This window comes from Psychrobacter piscatorii, from assembly GCF_904846415.1.
GTDB classification, from domain to species: domain Bacteria; phylum Pseudomonadota; class Gammaproteobacteria; order Pseudomonadales; family Moraxellaceae; genus Psychrobacter; species Psychrobacter piscatorii.
The window spans coordinates 19628-43879 of the sequence record NZ_CAJHAR010000024.1 but is presented as its reverse complement, the minus strand read 5'-3'; the positions used below and the strand labels follow the sequence as shown (position 1 = coordinate 43879).

The 24252-nt window shown below is 44.0% G+C and carries 22 protein-coding genes; 10 read left to right on the top strand and 12 right to left on the bottom strand.

The window, feature by feature from the left end; translation table 11 throughout:
- The first annotated feature begins 10 nt into the window (after window positions 1-10).
- From JMX83_RS10990 to cysE, 3 genes are all read left to right on the top strand, one after another.
- The gene (locus JMX83_RS10990; protein WP_201601662.1) at window positions 11-391 is read left to right on the top strand and encodes an Hpt domain-containing protein; all 381 of its coding nucleotides are present in this window, start codon (window positions 11-13) and stop codon (window positions 389-391) included.
- Window positions 391-1275 carry an RNA methyltransferase gene (locus JMX83_RS10985; RefSeq protein WP_201601660.1) on the top strand — a complete coding sequence of 295 codons (885 nt, stop codon included), beginning with the start codon at window positions 391-393 and terminating at the stop codon, window positions 1273-1275. The genes JMX83_RS10990 and JMX83_RS10985 overlap by 1 nt, the downstream gene beginning before the upstream one ends.
- Window positions 1276-1464: 189 nt before the next feature.
- Window positions 1465-2376 carry a serine O-acetyltransferase gene (cysE, locus tag JMX83_RS10980; RefSeq protein WP_201601657.1) on the top strand — a complete coding sequence of 304 codons (912 nt, stop codon included), beginning with the start codon at window positions 1465-1467 and terminating at the stop codon, window positions 2374-2376.
- Between the two features lie 178 nt (window positions 2377-2554).
- Here cysE and JMX83_RS10975 read toward each other — a convergent pair whose 3' ends face one another.
- From JMX83_RS10975 to pheA, 6 genes are all read right to left on the bottom strand, one after another.
- The gene (locus tag JMX83_RS10975; protein ID WP_227675825.1) at window positions 2555-3058 is read right to left on the bottom strand and encodes a 2-amino-4-hydroxy-6-hydroxymethyldihydropteridine diphosphokinase; all 504 of its coding nucleotides are present in this window, start codon (window positions 3056-3058) and stop codon (window positions 2555-2557) included.
- Between the two features lie 19 nt (window positions 3059-3077).
- Window positions 3078-3515, bottom strand: coding sequence for a dihydroneopterin aldolase (gene folB, locus JMX83_RS10970; protein WP_201601654.1), 438 nt, complete (start codon window positions 3513-3515; stop codon window positions 3078-3080).
- Window positions 3516-3572: 57 nt separating this feature from the next.
- Window positions 3573-4523, bottom strand: a complete 951-nt coding sequence (gene rarD, locus JMX83_RS10965; protein ID WP_201601651.1) for an EamA family transporter RarD — start codon at window positions 4521-4523, stop codon at window positions 3573-3575.
- A gap of 226 nt (window positions 4524-4749) precedes the next feature.
- Window positions 4750-7041, bottom strand: a complete 2292-nt coding sequence (locus tag JMX83_RS10960) for a bifunctional prephenate dehydrogenase/3-phosphoshikimate 1-carboxyvinyltransferase (RefSeq protein ID WP_201601685.1) — start codon at window positions 7039-7041, stop codon at window positions 4750-4752.
- A 338-nt stretch (window positions 7042-7379) separates the two neighbouring features.
- The gene (gene hisC, locus JMX83_RS10955; protein WP_201601649.1) at window positions 7380-8522 is read right to left on the bottom strand and encodes a histidinol-phosphate transaminase; all 1143 of its coding nucleotides are present in this window, start codon (window positions 8520-8522) and stop codon (window positions 7380-7382) included.
- 95 nt (window positions 8523-8617) lie between these two features.
- On the bottom strand, window positions 8618-9790 hold the full coding sequence (pheA, locus tag JMX83_RS10950; RefSeq protein ID WP_058024282.1) for a prephenate dehydratase: 1173 nt from the start codon (window positions 9788-9790) through the stop codon (window positions 8618-8620).
- 500 nt (window positions 9791-10290) lie between these two features.
- Here pheA and JMX83_RS10945 point away from each other — a divergent pair, with 500 nt between their 5' ends.
- Window positions 10291-11235: a transaldolase gene (locus tag JMX83_RS10945; RefSeq protein ID WP_201601647.1), complete on the top strand. Its 945-nt coding sequence runs from the start codon at window positions 10291-10293 to the stop codon at window positions 11233-11235.
- A 102-nt stretch (window positions 11236-11337) separates the two neighbouring features.
- On the top strand, window positions 11338-11790 hold the full coding sequence (locus JMX83_RS10940; RefSeq protein ID WP_201601645.1) for a surface-adhesin E family protein: 453 nt from the start codon (window positions 11338-11340) through the stop codon (window positions 11788-11790).
- Between the two features lie 86 nt (window positions 11791-11876).
- Here JMX83_RS10940 and JMX83_RS10935 read toward each other — a convergent pair whose 3' ends face one another.
- Entirely contained in the window at window positions 11877-12443 is a 567-nt protein-coding gene (locus JMX83_RS10935) for an adenine phosphoribosyltransferase (RefSeq protein WP_406947632.1), read from the bottom strand.
- Window positions 12444-13045: 602 nt separating this feature from the next.
- Here JMX83_RS10935 and JMX83_RS10930 point away from each other — a divergent pair.
- Window positions 13046-13210 (top strand): rubredoxin, encoded by a 165-nt coding sequence (locus tag JMX83_RS10930; RefSeq protein ID WP_057759803.1) that lies wholly within the window; start codon window positions 13046-13048, stop codon window positions 13208-13210.
- A 27-nt stretch (window positions 13211-13237) separates the two neighbouring features.
- A complete protein-coding gene (locus JMX83_RS10925) occupies window positions 13238-14287 on the top strand; it encodes an alpha/beta fold hydrolase (RefSeq protein ID WP_201601643.1) in 1050 nt (349 codons plus the stop codon).
- A gap of 104 nt (window positions 14288-14391) precedes the next feature.
- On the opposite strand, the gene JMX83_RS10920 is transcribed toward JMX83_RS10925, so the two are convergent.
- On the bottom strand, window positions 14392-15402 hold the full coding sequence (locus JMX83_RS10920) for a WG repeat-containing protein (RefSeq protein ID WP_227675824.1): 1011 nt from the start codon (window positions 15400-15402) through the stop codon (window positions 14392-14394).
- A 416-nt stretch (window positions 15403-15818) separates the two neighbouring features.
- On the opposite strand from JMX83_RS10920, the gene JMX83_RS10915 reads away from it, so the two are divergent.
- Complete coding sequence (locus JMX83_RS10915) at window positions 15819-16751, top strand: DMT family transporter (protein ID WP_201601639.1); 933 nt, start codon at window positions 15819-15821, stop codon at window positions 16749-16751.
- 151 nt (window positions 16752-16902) lie between these two features.
- Here JMX83_RS10915 and JMX83_RS10910 read toward each other — a convergent pair whose 3' ends face one another.
- Entirely contained in the window at window positions 16903-18327 is a 1425-nt protein-coding gene (locus tag JMX83_RS10910; RefSeq protein WP_201601636.1) for a solute carrier family 23 protein, read from the bottom strand.
- A 533-nt stretch (window positions 18328-18860) separates the two neighbouring features.
- On the opposite strand from JMX83_RS10910, the gene JMX83_RS10905 reads away from it, so the two are divergent.
- Window positions 18861-20294 carry an L-serine ammonia-lyase gene (locus JMX83_RS10905; RefSeq protein ID WP_265089535.1) on the top strand — a complete coding sequence of 478 codons (1434 nt, stop codon included), beginning with the start codon at window positions 18861-18863 and terminating at the stop codon, window positions 20292-20294.
- A 120-nt stretch (window positions 20295-20414) separates the two neighbouring features.
- Here the strand turns inward: JMX83_RS10905 and JMX83_RS10900 are convergent, their stop codons facing one another.
- From JMX83_RS10900 to xthA, 3 genes are all read right to left on the bottom strand, one after another.
- Window positions 20415-20813, bottom strand: a complete 399-nt coding sequence (locus tag JMX83_RS10900; RefSeq protein WP_201601633.1) for a DUF4377 domain-containing protein — start codon at window positions 20811-20813, stop codon at window positions 20415-20417.
- A gap of 395 nt (window positions 20814-21208) precedes the next feature.
- Complete coding sequence (argJ, locus tag JMX83_RS10895) at window positions 21209-22432, bottom strand: bifunctional glutamate N-acetyltransferase/amino-acid acetyltransferase ArgJ (RefSeq protein ID WP_201601631.1); 1224 nt, start codon at window positions 22430-22432, stop codon at window positions 21209-21211.
- 170 nt (window positions 22433-22602) lie between these two features.
- Window positions 22603-23427 carry an exodeoxyribonuclease III gene (xthA, locus tag JMX83_RS10890; RefSeq protein ID WP_201601629.1) on the bottom strand — a complete coding sequence of 275 codons (825 nt, stop codon included), beginning with the start codon at window positions 23425-23427 and terminating at the stop codon, window positions 22603-22605.
- Window positions 23428-23659: 232 nt separating this feature from the next.
- Here xthA and JMX83_RS10885 point away from each other — a divergent pair, with 232 nt between their 5' ends.
- The gene (locus JMX83_RS10885) at window positions 23660-24247 is read left to right on the top strand and encodes a hotdog domain-containing protein (RefSeq protein ID WP_201601627.1); all 588 of its coding nucleotides are present in this window, start codon (window positions 23660-23662) and stop codon (window positions 24245-24247) included.
- Window positions 24248-24252 lie beyond the last annotated feature (5 nt).

Below are 24252 nucleotides of genomic sequence, written 5' to 3'. Positions count from 1 at the left end.
GATAAAAGCCATGACTGACATGACGAATAATAATATGACTGGTCAGACTGATGAAGAGATTATCAATCACGAACAGTTCGAAGACATGCGTGACTTGCTGGAAGAAGATTTTGTCGAGCTGATACAAGTGTACCTCAATGACAGTCAAAAACGCGTTGAAGCACTGAGAATCGCTCAGCAAGAAGATGATAACGCCAATGGCTTTGAAACCGCTCATGCCCTAAAAGGCGCAAGTGCCAATTTGGGTACGACTCAGCTGGTTCGTCTTAGCAGCCAGCTACAAGAATGCTGCCGTGAGCGCCGCATTAGTGAACAAGCTGATCTTATTGAAGAGATTGCCACCGCGTTACAACGTGCTGAACAAGAAATCAATCAAAGATTGGGGCACTAATGAGTAACGACTCTTTATCATCTATTGAGCAAGTCCGTACAGTGAATGACTACCTCGACTGCTTACAAGTCATCATGGTCAATACGACTTTGCCTGCCAATATCGGCTCAGCCGCACGCGCCATGCATACAATGGGCTTGTCCCGTTTGACCGTTGTCGACCCCAAATTGCCAATTGATGAGACCAGTGTCTCTCATGCGGCAGGTGGTAGTGAGCTGCTGTCATCTGCTGTGATCGCACCTACTCTAGAGTCTGCTATTTCAGACTGTCAATTGGTATTTGCAGCCAGCAGCCGCAGTCGTCATCTGCCGCGCCCTGTTGTGACACCCACGCAAGCAGCTAAGATTATGTTTGATTTTATCGATACACAGTCGGCTTTAAGTGCAGATGATAGTAATATCGATACCTCATCAGACGCTGTTTCTGGCAAACCAAATATCGCTATCTTATTTGGGCGTGAAGATCGTGGATTGACCAATGAAGAGTTGGCTTATGCTGATTATCACATTCAAATCGACGCCAATCCTGCTTATCCTGTACTAAATGTCGCCTCAGCAGTGCAGGTCATTGCAAGCTTTATCTTTGCTTATGCTCAAACGCATGCTCAGACAGCTGATAATTTAGATTCGGATACAAGCGCAGAAGCCCAATCGACGATTAATGTGAATTTGCGTCAACAGTGGGATGAGCCTGCTATCAATCAGCAGCAGTTGCAACAGCTTACTCAGCGTACTACTGACCTTATGGTACAGCGCGGTCTGGCAAATAGCGAACATCTAAAGTCATTACCGTCACGCCTCTCCAGACTGGGATCACGTCTACAGCTTGATCAAAAAGAGTATCAGCTATTAAGCGCTTTGATTGCAAAATTATCCAAAGACTAAAACAAATCATTGCTTATCAGCTCGCCTTCATTTGACAGCTTTTTACTATATTTTGCGGTACAAAGCTGTTATAACTTAGAAAAAATGAGCAACAACATACTCTCATTATTATTTAACCATCATGACCATAAAATAAAGACATTGCTACTTTAGCAACGCTACTTTACCGACGAATAGATAGGACGCTTTATGTCATTGCCATCCAAATTGTTCAGATCGCTTGTCAGCATCAAAAAAGATCTGAAAGAAGATATCGATGCGGTATTTAACCGCGATCCTGCAGCGCGCAATAGTCTGGAAGTCATCCTAACCTACCCAGGTATCCATGCGCTCATTCTACATCGCGGTGCGCACTGTCTGTGGAATCATGAACAGAAACTGGCGGCTCGCGTCATCTCATACGGCTCGCGTATTATTACAGGTATTGAGATTCACCCTGCTGCCAAGATTGGTAAGCGTTTCTTTATCGATCATGGTGTTGGGGTCGTCATCGGTGAGACTGCTGAGATTGGCAACGACGTGACGTTGTATCACGGTGTTACTCTAGGCGGTGTGTCTTGGAATAATGGCAAGCGCCACCCAACGCTAGAAGACGGTGTAACCGTAGGTGCTGGTGCAAAAGTCTTAGGGCCATTTACGGTCGGTAAAAATGCTAAAATCGGCTCGAATGCAGTGGTAGTCAAACCAGTGCCAGCAGGCGCTACGATGGTCGGCAGTGCCGCTCGTATGATCTCAGATCATCACGATGAAAAAGGCAATCCCATTGCGACAAAAGTACAAGATACCAAGCAACAAGAAAAAGTCGCGCAAGCTGGCGAGGGCATCAAGGATCAAACAGCTGACACCACTTCTACCGCAAAACGTACCAATACCTTCCGTGCTTATGGTATCGATCCTTATTCGCAAGACCCTGTTGCAGAAGCCTTTGCTAAAATGCTTGAGCACATTCAGCAATCAGAGAATCGCCTAGATCAGTTGCAGTCAGCGATGTGTGATATCGATCCTAATTTTTGCAAAAAGGAATACGATAAGCTGTGCCTAGAGGATTTAGATGTGATTGGTCGTGCTGATGTAGATGCAGCAGATAACGAGCAGAAGTAGCTACTACAACTTCAGTAAAACAAATAAGACTAGGGGGCGTACAATACATTGTACGCCCCCTAGTCTTATCTACTGCAAAAATATCAGATGTAGTCAGTGTCAGTTAAAATAAATTAATTTACCATCTATCTATTTATTATCAATTTTTCCTCAAAACATTATTCAAACAACTAATCAACTAATCAGCAAATGCGGTCAATTCTTTAACCCCCACTTCCTCATGCGCTTTAAAGGGATAACGATCTGCCATTACTATCCAATCAGATATTGATTTAAATGTCGAATATTTGCTTAGGCTATTTTCTATAGTAGCCAATCTAACCATCAAAATATCAATATCCATCGTCACTCGTCGCACTTGCTTTGGCTCAGTCTGTCGACGTCTATTACAATCACCTTCAAGCGCTTTAAAGGTTTGCTGTAGTTGCTGCAAACTCATTGGTGTACTCAGTGCTAGATGGACACATTGATTGGTATAGTCAGGTTTTGGTAATTGGGTAGTCGCGGTAAAATCAGGATTTTGAAAAGCAGTAGATAGCTTTACCTCACCCAGCGCTGCCAAACTCTCTCGAGCAAGCGGTAGATACTTCTCGGCTTGATAGTTACTACCCAGCGCTAACACCACCTCTACCACAGACTGCGCTTGCAGAGTCTCAGGTGCGCATTGTGTTAGCGTTGCCACATTCAACTCCATCGACGTTTTATGCATCATCGGCTTGGCTATCATTAACTTCTTTGGCAACGTCTTTAGTAGCTGACTCGTTGGTTAGCGCTGGTGCATAGCGTGTTATTTGCACCCCTACCGCATCTGCTTGTGCAATAGCAGTCGGCTTAGCAATGCTCAACGCGATTTTTTGACAGTCATACTTTGCAAATAGCTTATCAGAGATCTGACCGGCCAAATGCTCAAGCAGCTTTGCTTGAATCTCTTTACACCACTCGCTCACATCATCACAGACTTCTTTATAACTCAAGGCATCTCTGACATCATCGGACACAGCAGCACGGCTAATATCCGTCTCAAGCGCGATATCGATCAGTAACGGCTGAGTAATGGCGCGCTCCCAATCAAACACACCAATCACCGCTTCAACTTTTAGACCTTTTATAAATACAACATCAGACTGCGTATGAAACATGCTTCCATCCTTGTTTGCTAATTTTTTGTGCGTATTTTTAGCTCTTTACTTAACCGATTACAAAGCCTCTTCACGGAGACGCTCAGCCTTTAACACTTTACTTGGACGATGTCGCCACAGATCAATACTAAATAAGAGTAACCCTAACCAAATCAAACCAAATACTGCCAGACGATGTAGATCAAATGGTTCATTGTAATAAAATACCGCTAAGAAGAAAATAAAGGTCGGCGTCAGATAATTCATAAAGCTTAAGATACTATATGCCACAAGCTTGGTCGATTTATTAAATAACAATAGCGGTATCAAAGTAATCGGGCCTGCGAGCATCAATAGCCAAATGTTTGCGCTGAACCAAAAGCTTAGCTGATGGCTGACGACATCTGACTGCCAAAACCACCAAATACATAAGGGGACTAGCATGGCCGTTTCAACAAACATAGCATCGACAGCAGTCAATGGGGTTTGCCGCTGAATAGTGCCATAAGTACTAAAGCTGAACGCCAAAATCAATGATATCCACGGCAGATTACCAAGCATCACCACTTGAATGACCACAGACAGTAGTGCAAAGCCAATGGCTACCCATTGTAGCGTGCGCAGGCGCTCTTTGAATAAAATCATCGATAGGCCAACACCCACCAATGGCCCAATAAAGTATCCCAAACTGGCCTCAAGGATACGATCATGATTGACCGCCCATACATAGGTCAGCCAGTTGGTTGCGATAATCAAACCAGATACTAATGACAACGCGATCCATCTTGGGTTTTGTTTGAGCGTCTCTATCCACCCCCAACGCTTAGTCGCTACCAATACAATGAGTAGGCAAAAAAACGTCCAAACAATACGGTGGCCTATGATTTCGGTCGCATCATAATCGGATAATTGCTTAAAGTATAAAGGGAAACCACCCCAGATAAAAAAGGCAATAAGTGCAGTGATAATACCGCGTCTGGTTGTGGTAATCGGGGCAACAGGTTTTTTGACGACATTTTGGGTAGTCATAGTACAGGACAACTTTTTAGAGCAAAGCGCACCCTCACCTAATTCTGACTATTATTATCAATTTAGTGGTGAAAGCGCAGGGTCACTACAGTGAAATTATAAGATAAAAAGCAATGTACTCATGCCAATAGTGACATGAGTACATTGCTAACAATATTAGATTGAGCTTTTTATGGATACTTTACAGCGCATGATCATAGGAACATGTTGATCCACACTCATTCATTTATTCAGCGTCAGTATCCACTTGAATAGACATACCGATTTGGTTAGCCAGCTCAGCAAAACCTGGGAAGCTGGTATTGACCGTCTCCGTACCCTCAATGGTAATTTGCTCAGCAGCACGCAGACTCGCAACAGAGAAACTCATCGCAATACGGTGGTCATGATGCGAGACAATGTGACCGCCACCAAAGACAGGCTGACTGTTATTTATATCGCCATTCTCAGTAGCAGCGCCTTTGCCTTCAATAATCAGCCCATCATCAGTGACAGTACAATCGATGCCAAGCGTCTGTAAGCCCTCTGCCATCACCGCAATACGATCTGATTCTTTGACGCGCAATTCTTTAGCGCCAGTCAAGACGGTACGCCCTTGCGCACAGCTAGCCGCGACAAACAGTACAGGGAACTCATCAATCGCTAGTGGTACGAGATGCTCTGGTATCTCAATACCGACCAAGTTTGAGCTGCGAATCGTAATATCAGCCACTGGCTCGCCGCCAACATGGGTCTCATTGCTTAGGCTAATATCTGCATTCATTAATTTTAGAATATCAATAACGCCAGTACGCGTAGGATTGATACCGACTTGCGTCAAGGTCAACTCACTATTTTGGCTAATAGCAGCGGCCACCATAAAAAACGCTGCAGATGAGATATCAGCAGGAACAGCAATATCGCCACCTGTTAACGTACCACCACCTGTAACACTGATACGATTGCCGTCTACAGTTACTGGATAACCAAAGGCTGATAGCATACGCTCGGTATGGTCACGGCTGATTTCAGGCTGAGTGACCGTTGTCGTACCCTCGGCCCATAGACCTGCTAGTAGCAAGCAAGATTTTACCTGTGCTGACGCCACTGGCATATCATATTCATCTCCTTGCAATGGCTTACCAGCGGTATCGCGACCCGTGATGCTAAGCGGTGCCGTACCACTATGACCCGTGCTTTGGATGACAGCACCCATCGTGCGTAGCGGTGCAGCCACACGCTCCATCGGGCGTTTGTTTAGGCTAGTATCACCCGTTAATACGCTATCAAATGATTGCGCTGCCAAGATACCAGATAGTAGGCGCATGCTCGTACCCGAGTTACCCATATACAAAGGCGTTTTGCTTGGTTTTAGGCCATTCATACCAACACCATGAATGGTCAAGTTACCATTATCAGGGCCCTCAATCGTGACACCCATATCACGAAATGCTTGCAGCGTTGCAAGGGCATCTTCCCCTTCTAAGAATCCAGTAACGTGGGTTACGCCTGTGGCAAGACTACCGAGCATAATGCTGCGATGCGAGATAGATTTGTCACCAGGAATGGCAATGGTGCCAGAGACAGTATTGCTAGGGGTAATATTATAAGAAGCTGACATGGCAGAAGTATCCGTATAAGGAGTGCTGGCTAACATATGGCCAAAATGTCGCCGTGCGGCTTGCGCGCGGCCCAAAAGTCCCATCAGGGCGGTTGAATCTTTATCAATGATGAGCTGGCGCATGGTTTGCAGATAGACACCATACTCATCAAGGGCGCTCACAATGGCGCTTTGATTGGCAAAAAATATATCATGCCACATTTTAGGGTCGCTTGCGGCGATACGCGTAAAATCGCGGAACCCACCGGCGGCATAACGAAACATATCTAAATTATCATCGTGGCTTGCTAATTGCTCAACCAAGTTGAAGGCAAGCAAATGCGGCAAATGGCTGGTATGCGCTAATATACGATCATGGTGATCTGCATCCATCGATATAACATTTGCGCCCACTGATTCCCATAATAATCGCAGCTTAGTGATAGCGATATTACTTGTGGTAGCTAGCTCACAGACAATGACACTATGATTGACAAATAAATTGGCGCGTCTGGCATGATACCCTGAATTTTCAGCCCCAGCAATTGGATGCGCTGGCACTAGCCCTATTGGCAGCGAACCAAACACCGCTTTGGCCGCGTCAATGATATTGACCTTGGTACTACAGACATCCGTCATGATGCAATCACTGGCAAGCTGTCCGTTGTCCATTGCCTGTTTGATGTCTACAAACACCGCTTGTACTGCCTGTACAGGCACTGCAATGATGATTAAATCACTACCGCTTATGACGTCCTGCAAGTTTGCACTACCAGCATCAAGCAGACCATGCTCGATAGCTTCTGTGATACTTGATGCATGCCTATCGACTGCTACCAAACGTGCGCTTAAGCCATTATCTTTAATGGCTTGCGCAAAGCTAGCACCAATCAGTCCAAGTCCAATCACACAAACTTGTTCGAATATAGGTCGATGCATATTTAAAGAGGGCTGAAGATTGTTTTTTTTCTGACGACTCACGGCTTTTCTCGTTGAACGCGCTCGGATAAATTTCGGTAAATCCCAGCGTTATATAAGTTAATGGCTAGTTAAGATCACTTCTTACTAAATAATACCTTCGATCAAAACATATCGATTGATGTGCTGAGGGCGTGTCCCTATTTTAAAAATGGTGATAAAAATGAGATAAATCGCAGGCAAACAAGGAAAATAGTGCAGACAATATCGAGATATTGACCAGCTATTTAACACCGTTTGTCAAAGATTTAGCCATTTTTAGCCCATTTAGTGATACACGTTTGAATTAGGGACATGCCCTAGTCTTCACTCAGAATAGAACGCAAAGTATCAATCAAACGTAAATTATCCTCGGCCACACCCACCGTAATGCGTAACCAGTTTGGCAGTCCATAGGCACCTAATGGCCGAACAATAACGCCTTGCTCCAGGAGTGCTTGATGGATTGAAGCCGCAGTTATATCTTCCATCTCAACCTGCACTTCAACCATAATGAAATTGGCATGCGACTTCACAAAACCCAATCCCAATGTATCAAACTGCTTTTCTAACCAACGCATTTGCTCATCATTCATCTGGCGCGTTTTTTCAATAAAATCTTGATCAGCAAGTGCCGCAGCGGCAGCAGCTAGGCCTACACGGCTGACATTGAATGGCTGACGAATACGATTTAATAACTCTGCAACAGCTACTGAGCTTAATGCATAGCCCACACGTAAACCTGCCAGCCCATAAGCTTTAGAAAACGTGCGCACGATGATGACATTCTCAAACTCATCTAATAATGCGCGGTTATTACTCTCAGGGCTATACTCGATATAAGCTTCATCCAATACAACCAAAACTGAGCTTGGCACACTAGTAACGAATTGACGCAGCTCCTTGCGGTCTAGCTGCGTGCCAGTTGGATTGTTGGGATTGGCAATAAAGACGATTTTGGTATTGGGATTACCTTGGACTGCTTGACTCATGGCTTTTAAGTCATGACCAAACCGGTGGGCAGGCACCTCAACATCCATAGCGCCTTGCATCTTCGCCAGCATAGAGTAGACCACAAACGCATACTGACTATAGACGATGGCATCATCAGCACCCACAAAACTACGAGCCAAAATATCGAGCAAATCATCAGAGCCATTGCCAAGCGTAATCTGCTCGACTTTGACATCATTAAAGTCAGCCAACGCCTGCTTCAGATAATAGCCATTGCCATCAGGATAACGTGACAATTGACCCAATTGCTCAGTGACTGCTAGCGTCACTCGCGGTGAGCACCCCATCGGGTTCTCATTGCTAGCCAGCTTCACCACATCTGAGACACCATATTCGCGCGTCAGCTCTTCAATTGGCTTACCTGTCTGATAAGGTGCCAACGCCAGAATACTGTCATAAGCTGGCGTTAATGGCGATAGGTTTGATGCTGTCAATTGATCAGGCTGCATGGCTTATCCTTAGAGGTTATCACTAAATGCGAGCGCCCATCTATTAGGTGTCAATCTTGATATATAAATAAACTAATAGATGGGCCAATATGTTTCTACAATACTGCTTTTGGATAAGAGCCTAAGATGCGCAGATCTTTTACCAATGGGCGAATATCGTTGATAGCGGCGCTGACATTTGGATCATTGATATGACCGTTCATATCAATAAAGAACACATATGCCCACTTATTAGGACGCTCAGGACGTGTCTCAATACTGGTCATCGATACGCCATGATATGACAAAGGTTTCAAGATTTCGATCAATGCACCAGCTCTGTCATGGGCTGAGACAACGATGGAGGTTTTGTCTTGACCAGAAGGCGCGATTGCTTCATGACCGATGATAAGGAAACGAGTGGTATTGCTTGGGTTGTCTTCAATGTTTGAGTAAAGCTTATGCAAGCCGTACTCTGCAACCGCAACGTCGCCAGCGATTGCTGCTGAATGCCATTCGTTTTTGAGGCGACGCGCCGCTTCACCATTGCTTGATACCGCAACGCGCTCCACATTAGGAAAATTCACATCTAGCCAATGACGACACTGCGCCAATGACTGCTGGTGCGAATAAATACGGCTCAAACCATCAAGCTTAGTATGCTCAGCGACCAAGAAATTTTGATGAATCGGCAGCTCAACTTCACCAATAATTTTTAGCGTAGAAGATAAGAATCCGTCCAAAGTATGATTGACCACCCCTTCTGAAGAGTTTTCGACAGGGACAACGCCATACATCGCCGTGCCCGCTTCAACTTCACGGAATACATCGGTAATGGTCGTCATTGGTACGGTATCAGCAGCTTTGCCAAAATGCTTCAGTGCAGCGGCATGGGTAAAGGTGCCAACTGGCCCTAAGAAAGCAATACGCTGCGGCGCTTCTAAGTCTAGGCATACCGACATGATTTCACGGAACAAACGCGCCATCTTTTCGTCAGCGATCGGACCCGTATTACGCTCCATGACCGCTTTTAACACCTGTGCTTCACGCTCAGGACGATAAAAGATAGGGTTGGTATTATCATCAGCGGCCGTGTGGTTTTTCTTTACCGCTGCTACTTGTTGCGCCAGCTTGGCACGGTTATTGATGAGTGTTTGGATTTCGCAGTCGACCGCATCAATGTTTTGGCGAATATTGTCTAAAAACTCTTTTTCAGTTGCGGTATCGCTAGCGCCTGCGGCGGTTTGATTTAGATTGTCCATGGTTTGTTCTGGTGACTGCTCGCTCATTACCGCCCATCCTTTTTAGATTTTATCACTGTTAGGTATTACTAATATTTAGATATGAATATCTGCTAAATTTTACTGTGTTTTTTAAATGCTTCGACTATCTCTACATATCGATATGTGATTGAGAGTGTCATTATGAAGTCATTGGTAAATAGCGGTCAATGACCAAAACTATTTTAACCATCATCCAAAAACAGTCTATCAGAAACATCGCGCGTCATTGGCGTTCTCTGGTATTACTGCTATATTGGTCGCCAAGTACAGCAGACCAGCGGATGACCGGCTCTACTATAGCAAAAACTCGAGTCAGTGCCCATTCGTAAATAGTGATAAGCCAGCAAATTATTATTAATATTATCACAGTTAAGTGATATGACAGTGGCGCATAGCACAACTATGAGCAAACACACGTAGAAAACTGTGTTACAGTTTCCATTCAGCTCCCTACCCTGCGATATATAAGAGGAGCACCACATCATTAATAAGAAAAAGGATATCTGATGAGCGCATTACAACAATTACGTACCATGACGACCATTGTCGCTGATACTGGCGACCTTGCTGCTATTGCCCGGCTAAAACCCATCGATGCGACCACCAATCCAAGCCTTATCACCAAAGCACTGATCCATCCTGATAACCAAGGTATGCTATCAGAAACAATGAGCCGCCATAATGGCGATGTAGATGCGGTGATTGATGCCCTAACCGTTCAAGTTGGTTGTGATATTTTGGCACTTATTGAAGGGCGCGTTTCTACCGAAGTTGATGCGCGTTTGTCTTATGATACTAAAGCGACGATCGATAAAGCCTTAGCTTTTATGGATGCTTATCAAAAAGCTGGCATCGACTCAGAGCGAGTATTGATCAAAATGGCAGCAACTTGGCAGGGAATTGAAGCGGCGCGTTATCTTGAAACCCAAGGCATTCACTGTAATTTGACCCTATTATTTGGCCAGCATCAAGCAATCGCCTGCGCAGATGCGGGCGTGACGCTCATCTCTCCTTTTGTAGGGCGTATTTTAGATTGGCAAAAACGCCAGCAAAGCCGTCAAAACGTGCCGGCTTCTGAAGACATGGGTGTACAATCTGTCAAACTTATTTACCAATACTACAAGCAGCATGGCTATCATACACAAGTCATGGGGGCGAGTTTCCGCTCAACTGAGCAGATATTGGCACTTGCAGGTTGCGATTTGTTGACCATTGCACCCAACCTAATCGATGAGCTGGCAGCCATGGATATTGATGTGCCTCGTCAGTTATCGCCGAGCATGTCCATGGATATGCAAGCGATGAGCCAAGTGAGCTTGACACATGAAGAGTTCAGCGCGGCTTACCAGCAAGATAAGGTCACACAAGACCTATTACCAAAAGGTATTGATGGTTTTATTGGGGCACGTGATGAGCTGGCAAAGACGTTAGCGGCCATTCGCGGGCAATAAACGAGACACGATAAGCACTCGTCTGGCACAAAAGATATTTGCCTGCCCACAGTAAGTTGGCTATCATGAGCGACTTCAGATAACAAGAAGCAAGGCTTAAGTATGAAACGGCTATCAATGTTATTGGCAGGCAGTGTTTTAGTGACCAGTGCCCATGCGGTCAATTGGGTAGAGGTGACCAAGAGCGACTCTGGATCGACGTTCAGCTTAGATGTAGACTCTATCGAACACTCTGACATCAACATCATAGACGAAAAAGTCGTCGAAAACATCACTGTCTCTTTGCTAAGAACCTATCCTACGCAAAAAGATAAGAGCACAGTGAAAGAAAAACCCATCCATCATAGCGATCAGCAACTACTGATTTCTTGTAAAGATTTCAGTTACTATAAAAGGGCTTACGTCGATTATAATGCTGATAATAAAGTCATTAAGTCGTGGCAATCAGAAAAGCCTATACTGACCACCAAAGACTTTAAGATCACCACACCAAAGACCGTTGGTCGCACGCTAATCGAATACGCCTGTAAAAGCTATGAGAAAAACAAATCGTAATATCATTAGACTCACCACAAAAAAAGCGCCCTGATTATTTTCAGGGCGCTTTTTTATACTCTATAGATTTTCTTGAACGATCAGACTTACGCCTTTAGTACCGTATAGACAGGTACTGGGAACTCGCCATGTAGATCAACCAAATCTAATAGAACTAATGCACCGACCACAGTATGATCGGCTGACTGGCATAACTCATAAGCGGTCGTCAATGTGCCTCCAGTCGCCAAGATATCATCGACCAGTAGTACGCGCTCAGGCGGCAAGTTGTTTTGCATCTCAAGCGTGTCTTTCCCATACTCAAGCGCATATGCTTTGTTAGCGACAGGTGGTGGCAGCTTGCCTGGCTTACGGAGCAAGATCATCCCCTTACCCAATCTTCCTGCCAGCATACTGGCAAATACAAATCCACGTGCTTCAACAGCCCCTAAGCAATCCACCTCATCCATCAGTCCCTCTGGCAATGCAGCAAGTAGCGCATCGATGACAGCATCAATATGACTGCGCAGTAACGGGGTAATGTCATAAAAATCAATGCCGACTTTTGGAAAGTCTGGTACTGTGCGAATAATCTGCCAAAACGGATGGTCTGTATTGAGCATCGTAGTCGTCTCATTTTCGGTAGTGGCAGATGTGGCGGCGTTAATACTCATGAAAACCCTTAGCGTGTGTGTTTATATGGTTTAGATAACAAATATATATGACTTGGATAATAATTGAATACTAGGGCGTGTTGAACATTCACAAATAGGCACTGCTGATGGCTAAAACTGTTCCAGACAAGGCGCAAGTCGACGATAATGTTAATACCTTGGCGAGACTTGCAACACAGTATGGGGCCGTTGCCGCTTCATTGCTAAAAATAAACGTATAGAATAACTATACTCACTATTTTTACCTGCGAATCGCCTAAAAAACAGTCTCTGTCAGTGCCATGGTTGAATGTTCAACACGCCCTAATGTATCAGTGCTACATAATGGATAACACTGTGAATTTAGCGGCGATTATTATAGCATAATTGACTTTCTTATTGCAGATTGACACCCAATATTGTATTCGGTCGCAGCAAAATAGTACGAACTCATACCTTGATAAAAGATAAGTCATCTCAATATACAAGTGTAAACTTAACTATGAAAATAACGGTTATATGCTAAACTACGTGCGCTTTTACCGTCTAATATAATGACTGTAATACGAAATATAAGCGTTTATGACGCACTGTGACACTGGTAATGATCGATAGGACTATTTATGAAACGTTATGAATGTATTGTCTGCGGCTGGATCTATGATGAAGCGCTTGGTTGCCCTGAAGAAGGTATTGCCCCTGGTACCAAATGGGAAGACATCCCTGATGACTGGACCTGCCCTGAGTGCGGTGTCGGCAAGCTTGATTTTGAGATGCTTGAGCTGTAGTAGATGACCCTCTAATTAGGACACTTCATGACAACATCAAATGACATTAATAGTGCCAAATTGCCGGAAACGTCAGATACCAGTTTAGACAATACTCTAGACTTTTACCCTACTCCTGAATGGCAGCGGTTTGGGAATCATCAGTGGCGCGACTCCGATCTTAGCCAACACCTTCATCAAGCAATGATTGATATTGGTGATGGTATAGAGCTGTGCGTCGAAGCGGGTGGTAACCCTAATAATCCGCCCCTACTGATGATCATGGGGCTGGGTTCGCAAATGATATTTTGGCCAGACAATTTTATTAAGCGCTTTATTGATGCTGGTTTTTTTGTGATCCGTTTTGACAATCGTGATATTGGCCTGTCTTCTAAAGTACAGATCGAGGGCCTACCTCGTATCAGCCAGCTCAAAATGATGGTACGCCTACAAACGGGGTTATCGAACAAAAGCACTCAGGTTGCTTATAACTTGACTGACATGGCAGAAGACACCGCGCGTTTGATCAAGGCGCTAAAGCTTGGCAAAACGCATCTGCTTGGTGCCTCTATGGGCGGGATGATTGCACAAATTGTGGCGGCACGTTATCCAAGCTTGGTGCAGCGTATGGCGCTTATGTTTACCACGACCAATCGAGCATTTTTAAAACCGCCAAGACCTAAGCAGCTATACACCCTTATCAATCGTCCAGAGAGCCATTCTGAGCGTGATATCGTACGCCATAGTGTCTGGTTTATGAAAACTGTTGGTACACCAGGTCACGTCAATGTGCGCATGGTGCGTGAAATTGCCAAAATTCGCTATCAACGCAATTTTCACCCACTCGGTACGGTGCAGCAGCTCAATGCCATCTTGGCGTCAGGCTCTATCAGCCGCTTTAGTAAACAAGTCAAAGCACCAACGATTGTATTACATGGTAGCGCTGACGGATTACTACCGGCGTCACAAGGTCGAGTGGTGGCAAAAACCATTCCTAATGCCAAGTTTCATTTAATCGAAGGTATGGCGCATGATATTCCAGAATATTATCAGCCTTATATGGTCGATTTGATTAGTAATCATTTGTTAGAAAAATAGCTATTTGCCTATAGTAACACTAGCCATAAAAAAGAGTGCAAATCCTATCGATAACGGATAGGATTTACACTCTTTTTCGTTGTATACCAATTATAGATATAACGCTAATCGCAGCTGACACCTGTACCTTCTTTATCGATACACATTTTATTGCCATTTTTTAAATTGCCGATCCATGCCTTACCGCCTGTAAATACAAATGAGGGTTGACCCTTATAATTATCATCAGCCAATACCCCATCATTAGTGAAGCGAAAAGGAATCACTAGCTCACCGCCCAGATTGACAAAGCCCCACTCTTCTCCGATACGAACGCCCGCGAATTCTTCAGAGAATGGACGGACTTCATCAAACGAATAGGTAATCATCGTAACGTCGTTGTCGTCAACGAAGCCCCATTTTCCATCTTGCTGACGTGATTGTAACGTCGTAAAACGTGTGGGTGCAGGTTGTCTTGATTGTGATGATGTATTGTTGGGAGAAGCTGAGGATTTTTTAGCCGACTGACTATCATCCTGAGCATTTGGATCACGCGTTGCATTACCATTTTTATCCAACCAACTTATCGCACTGTTTTTACGGACGCGCGCTCTCCCATTACGATAATCATCGATCTCGTCAATCGATGCTGAAAACGAGACAACCGTGCTGTTGGAGGTATTGATAACACCGTAATTACCATCTTTTTTTACGACGATACGTCCTTCAGATACTGGACGCGCCCACCCTTGATTTCCTGTGAGCATATCGTACATTGCTGGCACGACCTCGCGGCCCTGCATATTGAGATAACCGACTCGACTGTTGCGCAATACGGGTAATAGCCCGCCCGATATCTTATCGGCATTGACTTTCTGATAGCGTGATAAATCAACGACCCTTTTACCTTTGCTGTCAATCAGAGCGACTGGGGCACCAAAATCTTTGATTGCTAAAAAATAGCCGCTAGTAGACGTACAAGAGACGTTTTTATAGTAGCTTTTGGGGAGCTTGCAACTGGCCGCTTGTGCGCTAGGCATTAAAAGAAATGCACTAGAGACGATACCTATCGCAAAGCTAAATTGCGATATTTTTCGAGGCAAACAAGAGGTCACATTTGGTTGTATTTTTGACATAAAATGTCGAAGCATAAGCAAACCCAAGCAAATAATATAGATTGTTTGATATAGCAAATAATGATTGTCGATTCTAGAAGTACTAGACTAACAAATTGTGCTATCAGCGCCAATGTCATTCCTGTAAGGATGTGACTCGATTATATAAGCGCTGTTGTACAAGCATTATTGTGGGAGTAAGGCCACAATATGGTTCTACTGCCCGCGAGACTTTTTCGTACTATGTAGTTTAATAGATTATCTATAGTAACGACCTATCTAATAACCAGAATAAATTTTGGTTTTACCATTTCATTTTGCACTTAAAACCACGACAATATGGCTTTATGTCAACATAAGTTCTGACATGATGCAATGATAATAAGAATATTGTTATTCAAAATGCTGTTATTCAAATACTATTATAAGGACAAATTATGGCTATTGCTTCAACGCGATCTGCACCTATTGGCTTAGTCATTGGTTGTATCATTTTTGGATTGGGCAGCTTAATTGTTGCTCATGTCGATATTGGTGGTTGGGCCATGTCGTTTTGGCGATTGGCTGTTTCTGGTATTGTATTTGCGGTATTGGCTAAGATAATGGGCCAACGTATGCCCAAATCAAGACGCGCTATTTTTTATGCGCTACTATCGGGGGCATTTCTAGGATTAGATTTGGCGCTGTGGCATGAGAGTATTTATGCGGTTGGGCCTGGTATTTCGACGCTGCTTAATAGTTTGCAAATATTTTTCTTGGCCGCTATTGGTTTTATGTATTTTAATGAGCGTCAGTCTATCGTGCAGCTTATTAGTTTGTTTTTAGCCATGATAGGCGTGGCAATGATAGGTAGCCCTGAATTTGCACACAACACCGCTGCGACTTGGGGATTTGTCACTGGTATTGTATCAGGAGCAATGTTAGCGGCATCAATGACATTTATCCGCAAAACGCATGATACCGAACCAACACCGATATTTATGCTAATGCAGCTAATCAGTATCGGTGGCGTCTTAGCCATGATTATACCGATGTTTGTATTTGACACAGGTAATATCCTACCCAACACATGGTCGGAGATTGGTTGGGTGCTTATCTACGGCACAGTGATGCAGTGTTTGGCATGGGGCCTGATTGCCTACTCTATTCCCAAGTTGTCTCTGGCACTGACTGGTTTATTACTACTAACTGAGCCTATTGCAGCCCTTGTCATTGATTATAGCTGGCTGGACAAACCTATCAACAGCTTACAATGGGGCGGCGCCTTGTTAACCATGTTTGCTATTTATTTAGGGTCACTAAAACCAAAACCACGCGCCCTACGCCGCTATCGATTTTTTTCAAGATTTTATAAGCGCGATTATAAATAGTTCCGATACTGTTGTTCGCTACTACTGTTGCTCAACACTGCCATACAAAAAAGCGCCCATGCTACAGATAGCATGGGCGCTTTTTATTAGAGAAGATATACGTTTACTATTTTTATTCGATAGACTCAAACTTCAATCTCATCAGCCTTACTTATTTAGTTTCAGAGCTGTGGTTAAACAAAGCATTTAACACGATAGCGGCTAAAGTAGCCGTACCGATACCGCCTAAATCAAAGCCGCCTAAGTGCAAGCTAAAGTTACCAGTACCCATAATGACCGTCACTGCCGCGATGATTAGGTTGCTGTTTTTACTAAAATCAATATGGCTATCGATCCATATTTTTATCCCAGCGATCGTGATCAGACCGAAAACGACGATAGAAGCGCCGCCCAATAAAGCCGCTGGTATCGTTTGGATAATGGCACCAAATTTTGGTGATAACCCTAATATAATAGCGACCACACCTGCGACAACAAATATCGTTGTGCTATATACTTTGGTAACAGCCATCACCCCGATGTTTTCAGCATAGGTAGTCACACCTGTACCGCCAAATCCTGCTGAGAAAGTCGTTGCCAAGCCATCGGCAAAAAATGCTCGGCCCATATAAGGGGTCACGCGAGACTTGGTCATGCCTTCCACTGCCTTAAAGTGACCTAAGTTTTCAGCGACCAAAATAAAGGCAACAGGCGCAATGAGAATAATAGCGCTCATCTCAAAGCGCGGGGTATGAATGCTAGGCAGACCAAACCATGAAGCCGCAGCGACTGCGCTAAAATCAATTGCCGCACCAAAACCTAGGATATTGGTCATCACAAAATAAGCGATGTATGACAATACCAAACCCACGAGTAGCAGTAAACGACGTAACATGCCACGGGTAAACACAGCCACCCCACTGATGAGTAATACAGTCAACGTGGCCATCCAAGCATCAAACTGATTGGCAGATACGCCCTGAATAGTGACTGGTGCTAAGTTAAGACCGATAATCATAACAATGGCACCGGTGACGATAGGCGGCATCAAGCGCTCAATCCAGCCAGTACCGGTTTTCATCACCAATAGGCCAATCAACGCATAAATGATACCGCAGGCCATGATACCGCCTAGCGCGACATTCAAATTATCATTGAACCCTGCCCCTGCATACGCAGTCACCGCAATCACTGGACCGATAAAAGCAAAGCTTGATCCCAAGTAGCTTGGCATGCGTCCACCAGTGATCATAAAAAACATCACCGTACAGATACCAGACATCAAAATGGCTAAGTTAGGGTCAAACCCCATCAATAATGGCGCAAGGACGGTCGCACCAAACATGGCAAATGTATGTTGTATACCAAGTAATACACTCTTTGATGGTGGCAGATAATCATTGATACCCACTGGATCACGATCCAAATCGCCTTTGTAAGGTCGCCATGTCGGAAACCAGCGACCATTTTCAAAATCTGGATTGTGCGGATAACTGATGGCTGCTGAATCAATACCTGCAGCCTCTAATGAGTTTTGAGCTGACTGATCTTGAGCGCTGTTGTCTGAAGCTGATGATGGGTCTTTTTGAGATGGCATGCGCGCGTGTCCTATGTGAGCTGAGGTAATAGGCTAAAATAACTGATAAAGTAAAAACTGAGCTGAATTGAGAGGCTGATAGACAGGGTTGTATGGATAGCAGATCATATAGGTAGAAAAACGCTATAATCCTCTACCCATAATATGTCATCCCAATTCATTCATTTATGTTGTAATATGATAAACCAAAAGTATTATTTGGTATGATAGCCAAGTCTTGCTAGTTGTATGAGATTAATATGTACTATCAAAAATACTTTTGGTCTTCTACGAGCTAGCATACTTAATAGCGGTACTGACTTACAGGATGTTACATAGTCGTTGACTCCGAGCATGATAGCGGAGTTTCAAAATAAATAAAAGTGATTATTCAGTCACTACTTGTACTCTTTTACAGCACACTTTCCATAGACAGCCACTCACAAGTACCTTTAACGGTGCCTGCGAGCGATGACTGCCTATTATATTTTCAATAAAAGCGCTTAAGGCAATCATCACAATTGCTCAAGCCTTTGAATTTTCGGTAACTCATTATGATTAGTATTTTTGATTTATTTAAAATCGGCATTGGTCCATCAAGCTCACATACAGTGGGACCAATGGTAGCCGCCAATTTATTTTTAGCCTCATTGACCAAGCAAATGGAACTGACGGCTATCGCAAAGATTGAAATCGAGCTTTATGGTTCTTTGGCGGCAACAGGAAAAGGGCACGCAACAGATACTGCCATATTGTTAGGGTTACTTGGCCATACACCTAGCACTATTGATACACGTATGACCAGCAGCTATCTTTCTCCTATTTTTTCTGGCAAGACATTAAATGTGTCAGGTATTCACACGATTGCATTTGATACAGAGCAGGATATTTATTGGTACGACGATACTGTCCTGCCCTATCACCCTAACGCGTTGACGCTTCGTGCTATGTCGACTGACGGTACTCGTTATCAGCAGACCTACTATTCGATTGGTGGTGGTTTTGTTATCAATGAAGAAGATGCCACCGATCCGGATGAAGATCATGCCAGCCCAACGATCGATAGCGTGCCTTATCCTTTTAATAATGCAGCAGAACTACTAGAACAATGTCGTCAGTATGATTTGAGCATCAGCGAATTGGTACTGGCCAATGAATGCCACTTCCATGACAAAGAAGAAGTATTTGCCTACCTAGATAGTATTTGGGAGGTTATGCAAGATTGCGTTAAGCAAGGCTGTGAAAATGGTGGTATTTTGCCAGGTGGCTTGGATGTCAAACGCCGTGCACAAGATTTACACATGCAACTGTCTGCGGAAAAAGACCAACCTATCACCAAAACTGATAAATTAGCCGCCATGGATTGGGTAGACTTATACGCGCTCGCCGTCAATGAAGAGAACGCCAATGGCGGCAAAGTTGTGACCGCACCCACCAATGGCGCAGCGGGTATCATTCCTGCAGTATTGCACTACTATCGTGATTTTTTACCTAACTACAGCCAAGATGGTGTCCGCAAGTTTTTATTGAACGCCACCGCTATCGGTAGCCTAATCAAGCAAAACGCCTCCATCTCTGGTGCTGAAGTCGGCTGCCAAGGCGAGGTTGGATCGGCATGTGCGATGGCAGGTTCTGCATTAGCAGAGATCATGAATGGGACACCAGCTAAATGCTTAAATGCGGCAGAAATCGGTATTGAGCATAATTTAGGTCTGACCTGCGACCCTATTGGTGGTCTAGTGCAGGTGCCTTGCATCGAGCGCAATGCCATGGGTGCGGTCAAAGCTATCAATGCAGCACGTCTGGCCTGTAGAGGAAATGGTCAGCATTTCGTCTCTTTGGATAAGGCTATAGAAACCATGAAACAGACAGGTGCTGATATGTCTGATAAATATAAAGAGACTGCTCGTGGTGGCCTAGCTGTCTACGCTGATAATAGAATTCCTACTGCGACGCGCGGCGTTAGTGTTAACTACAGTCAATGTTAATGTAACTGATAAATTTTACCTTTAATTGCTCTATTTCACCATCGCAGCAGATATCGTAATAATAAAAAGGCCGCTAATAAATTAGCGGCCTTTTTATTAAGTGTAGACTTTCAAGCTATCTTATTCAGCAGTTTTTGAAACCACTTCGTTTAGAATCCAAACTGGTTTGACCATATTAGACCCTTCAGCAGTGACTGCTTCTTGACGTACATCTAAGACATAACGATAGTTTGGCTCATAAGTAAAGCCTTGGATATTACCATTTAGAGTGGTGTAGTTTTTCTGGTAAGTTTGGCGATACTGTAGGCACTGTGATTCAACCATCGTACCGTCTGTTGCAGTCAGATCACAAACTGCTTTACGCGGTGCGATTTCCACTTCAAAACTTGGGATATTAACCACTTTAACGTTCATAGGCTGGCCTTCTACAACCATTGTACGCTCGTTGTCCACGTCCATAGTAGAACAACCAGTAAGCGCAAACGTTGTCATCAATGCTGCAAGTGCTAATTTTTTCATTGTTCAATCCTCAGATGATTAGTAATAATTCTTCGTTTTCTATCTAAACTTATTATTTTGAAAACCTTAATGCATTTTCTTATGCAACAAAGCTTTTTTCTATCATGATGATATTTAAGTCACGCTAATTAAAATCTCTTGCCAGCTTTACTAGCGGTGTAGTGAATATCATCTGTTTACCCGAGCAAGTATAGGCCGCAACTCACCTTACTCTCTATGACTGCTTTGTAAAGTAACGTCAGCTTTTGCAACTGATGTTAATAAAGCGTATTGAATAACAGAGTCATTTGATACCAGCTTAGTATTAGACACTAAAAAGCCAGAGCAATATGTACTCTGGCTTTTTATAAATAGATTTAAAAAATCTGTCAAAATTAGAGCTTTTAAAACCTTTTCTAACTGCGATAGTCAGCGTTTATCTTGACATAGTCGTATGATAAATCGCAGGTATACACCGTATCACTAGCATCACCACGAGCAAGATCAATGTGAATGGTAATCTCAGCGCGGCTCATGACTTTCTTACCTGCTTCTTCTGTATAGCTGGGCGCAACACCGCCATTTTGACAAATCATCACCTCATCCAAATACACATCGACTTGCTCGGTATCTAGGTCGTCAATACCAGCATAACCGACTGCCGCCAAGATGCGTCCCCAGTTTGCATCACTCGCAAAGAATGCCGTTTTCACCAACGGCGAATGCGCCACTGCATAAGCCACATCGCAACATTCTTGCGTGGTCTGACCGCCAGTCACTTTGACGGTCATGAATTTAGTAGCGCCTTCACCGTCACGGACAATTAGCTGTGCCAAACGTACAAACACTTCGCGCAGTGCATCAAAAACAGCCTGATAATGCGGATGTTCTGGGCTATCAATCACATCTGAGCTGGCAGCGCCTGTCGCAATCAATACACAGCAATCATTGGTTGATGTATCACCATCAACGGTAATACGGTTAAAAGATTGCTCATTGATAGCGCTTAGCATCTCTTGCAATAAGTCGGCGGCGATATTGGCATCCGTTGCGACATAACCTAGCATGGTCGCCATATTTGGACGTATCATGCCTGAGCCTTTTGACATACCAGTGATATGATAGCTAGTACCTGCAACGTCGATTTTTTGGCTAGCAAGCTTAGGGATAGTATCTGTCGTTCGGATACCATTAGCAGCAGCCAGCCAGCTGTCAGAAGCCAAGTTTGCTATTGCATCGTCTAAACCTGCAATGACCGCGTCACTATTTAATGGCTCGCCAATCACGCCAGTAGAGAATGGCAGTACTGTATTAGCCTCTACGCCAGCCTTGTCAGCCAAGGCAGTACAGATGTCAGTAGCGCGGCGTTTACCATCAGCGCCTGTCCCAGCGTTCGCATTACCTGTATTGGTTACCAAATAGCGCGGACTGGCCGCGGCAAAGTGCTCACGTAATATACGTACAGGCGCGGCGCAAAATGTACTTTTAGTCGTGACAACTGCGGTCGTGGCCTGTTCAGCGATTTCGATCACGACCAAATCGTCACGATTTTTGTAGCGTACGCCTGCGGCAGTTGCGCTCAGCTTAATGCCATCAATGGGATAAATAGTATCAGGTACTGCTACGTTTCCAACAGCCATAGTAAAATCCTTATTTTTCAATTTTTATCGTTTTTTTTAAATGTGTAATAAACACTATAGTTGATCCAATTTAAAGGCGGTACAAGGCAACCGAGTGCAAATGTATATTTCATACTTCAAGCGAGGTTAACGCTGTAACGCTTTTATAGTGAATTGACTATATCTGAATATTACGGTTTTTTTAGATCAAATGCCGACCAGATTGGCGCATGATCTGAGGGTTTTTCCATAGCACGCAGCTCATAGCTGATTCCAGCATCGATGCATTCATTGACAAGATCAGAGGTGCATAGGATATGATCGATACGTAGACCGCGCTTAGGTTCATCATTAAAGCCGCGACTGCGATAATCAAACCAGCTGTATAATTCGGTACTCTCTGGATAGTGCAGACGGTACGTATCGGTCAACTCACGCGACATCAATGCTGAGTACCATTCGCGTTCCTCTGGCAAAAACGAGGTTTTTCTATTTTTTAACCAGCGCTTTGCATTGACCTCACCGATACCGATATCAATGTCTTCTGGCGCAATATTCATATCACCCATGACAATGATCGAACGACCTTCTGCCTTTAGTGTATCAATATAAGCCATTAAATCTGCATAATAAGCACGCTTCATCGGAAATTTGGTCGGATGGTCTTGGCTCTCTCCTTGCGGAAAATAACCGTTGAGCACATCCACTTCACGCCCTTCAAACTCATAGCGTGCATGTATAAAACGCTTTTGTGCTTCAGCATCTTCGCTAGGAAAACCTTTTTGTACAAATATAGGTGCCACTTTTGACAGTAATGCCACGCCATAATGTCCTTTTTGCCCAAAATACTCTACGTGATATCCTAGACCTTCTATGTCATCAAGTGGAAATTGATCGTCATGGACTTTGGTCTCTTGTAGACCCATGACATCAGGATCGATTACCTCGCGCACTGCCTCAAGCTGATGCTGGCGAGCACGGATACCATTGATATTAAAACTGACAAAACGGGTCATAAACTGTCCTATACTGATTGATTAAAATACGGTGCTGATATAGATGTATGCGATGCAAATGTCTATGATAACAGACCTAGGCCGCCCTAGCTGTTGCATGGCTTTATATCTTGAGCTAGAGTAGCGCTTATTATAAATATAATAGAGACTATTTCTTGTTGGGTTTCTTATTTGCCCGCATATATAAATTACGTTCGCCAAACAACCTTTATCAAAAATACTGAGCACCCTTATGACGACAACTGAGCATAAAAATAAAAATACAGCCGTGAATAATAATATGGAACCACTATTTGCTAAAGATTATAACGTCTACATCAACCATACGGATGCAGGCGGCATAGTTTATCACGCCAACCATCTGGTGTTTTTCGAAAACTGCCGCCGTGATTGGTTTACCAAACTAGGCTTAAACGGTTACTTTTTGCAAACTGATGATGGCGATATACAGCATTTTGTCGTGAGTCAGGCGGATTTACAGTACAAAAGAGCTATTCTCTTAGATGAGGTCATCTCTGTACGCATCGATAAAGTAGAGCTAAAGCCTGCCAGCATCATATTTTATCAAAGCATTCATCGCAGCACATCAGATAATAGTGCCTCAGACAAAGCTAGTAGCCAACTATTGAGTAGCACCAAAATCGTCATTGCCTGTGTGCAAAACCTCGTTAAGCCAGAGCCAATGGCCAATAATGAAAAAACTGATATTCAACCTGACAACGCAGTGAATACCACACCCATGCGCCCTATCCGTGTACCAAGAGAGCTACGAGATGCCATTAAGCAGGCGATTAGTGAGCAAATGAACGAGCGACTGTAGAACGC

What these genes read in the sequence shown, in the direction of transcription:
- JMX83_RS10990 (WP_201601662.1), top strand. Translation starts at nt 11, where the DNA reads ATGACTGACATGACGAATAATAATATGACTGGTCAGACTGATGAAGAG.
- JMX83_RS10985 (WP_201601660.1), top strand. Translation starts at nt 391, where the DNA reads ATGAGTAACGACTCTTTATCATCTATTGAGCAAGTCCGTACAGTGAAT.
- cysE (WP_201601657.1), top strand. Translation starts at nt 1,465, where the DNA reads ATGTCATTGCCATCCAAATTGTTCAGATCGCTTGTCAGCATCAAAAAA.
- folB (WP_201601654.1), bottom strand. Translation starts at nt 3,515, where the DNA reads ATGTTTCATACGCAGTCTGATGTTGTATTTATAAAAGGTCTAAAAGTT.
- rarD (WP_201601651.1), bottom strand. Translation starts at nt 4,523, where the DNA reads ATGACTACCCAAAATGTCGTCAAAAAACCTGTTGCCCCGATTACCACA.
- JMX83_RS10960 (WP_201601685.1), bottom strand. Translation starts at nt 7,041, where the DNA reads ATGCATCGACCTATATTCGAACAAGTTTGTGTGATTGGACTTGGACTG.
- hisC (WP_201601649.1), bottom strand. Translation starts at nt 8,522, where the DNA reads ATGCAGCCTGATCAATTGACAGCATCAAACCTATCGCCATTAACGCCA.
- pheA (WP_058024282.1), bottom strand. Translation starts at nt 9,790, where the DNA reads ATGAGCGAGCAGTCACCAGAACAAACCATGGACAATCTAAATCAAACC.
- JMX83_RS10945 (WP_201601647.1), top strand. Translation starts at nt 10,291, where the DNA reads ATGAGCGCATTACAACAATTACGTACCATGACGACCATTGTCGCTGAT.
- JMX83_RS10940 (WP_201601645.1), top strand. Translation starts at nt 11,338, where the DNA reads ATGAAACGGCTATCAATGTTATTGGCAGGCAGTGTTTTAGTGACCAGT.
- JMX83_RS10935 (WP_406947632.1), bottom strand. Translation starts at nt 12,443, where the DNA reads ATGAGTATTAACGCCGCCACATCTGCCACTACCGAAAATGAGACGACT.
- JMX83_RS10930 (WP_057759803.1), top strand. Translation starts at nt 13,046, where the DNA reads ATGAAACGTTATGAATGTATTGTCTGCGGCTGGATCTATGATGAAGCG.
- JMX83_RS10925 (WP_201601643.1), top strand. Translation starts at nt 13,238, where the DNA reads ATGACAACATCAAATGACATTAATAGTGCCAAATTGCCGGAAACGTCA.
- JMX83_RS10920 (WP_227675824.1), bottom strand. Translation starts at nt 15,402, where the DNA reads ATGTCAAAAATACAACCAAATGTGACCTCTTGTTTGCCTCGAAAAATA.
- JMX83_RS10915 (WP_201601639.1), top strand. Translation starts at nt 15,819, where the DNA reads ATGGCTATTGCTTCAACGCGATCTGCACCTATTGGCTTAGTCATTGGT.
- JMX83_RS10910 (WP_201601636.1), bottom strand. Translation starts at nt 18,327, where the DNA reads ATGCCATCTCAAAAAGACCCATCATCAGCTTCAGACAACAGCGCTCAA.
- JMX83_RS10905 (WP_265089535.1), top strand. Translation starts at nt 18,861, where the DNA reads ATGATTAGTATTTTTGATTTATTTAAAATCGGCATTGGTCCATCAAGC.
- JMX83_RS10900 (WP_201601633.1), bottom strand. Translation starts at nt 20,813, where the DNA reads ATGAAAAAATTAGCACTTGCAGCATTGATGACAACGTTTGCGCTTACT.
- argJ (WP_201601631.1), bottom strand. Translation starts at nt 22,432, where the DNA reads ATGGCTGTTGGAAACGTAGCAGTACCTGATACTATTTATCCCATTGAT.
- xthA (WP_201601629.1), bottom strand. Translation starts at nt 23,427, where the DNA reads ATGACCCGTTTTGTCAGTTTTAATATCAATGGTATCCGTGCTCGCCAG.
- JMX83_RS10885 (WP_201601627.1), top strand. Translation starts at nt 23,660, where the DNA reads ATGACGACAACTGAGCATAAAAATAAAAATACAGCCGTGAATAATAAT.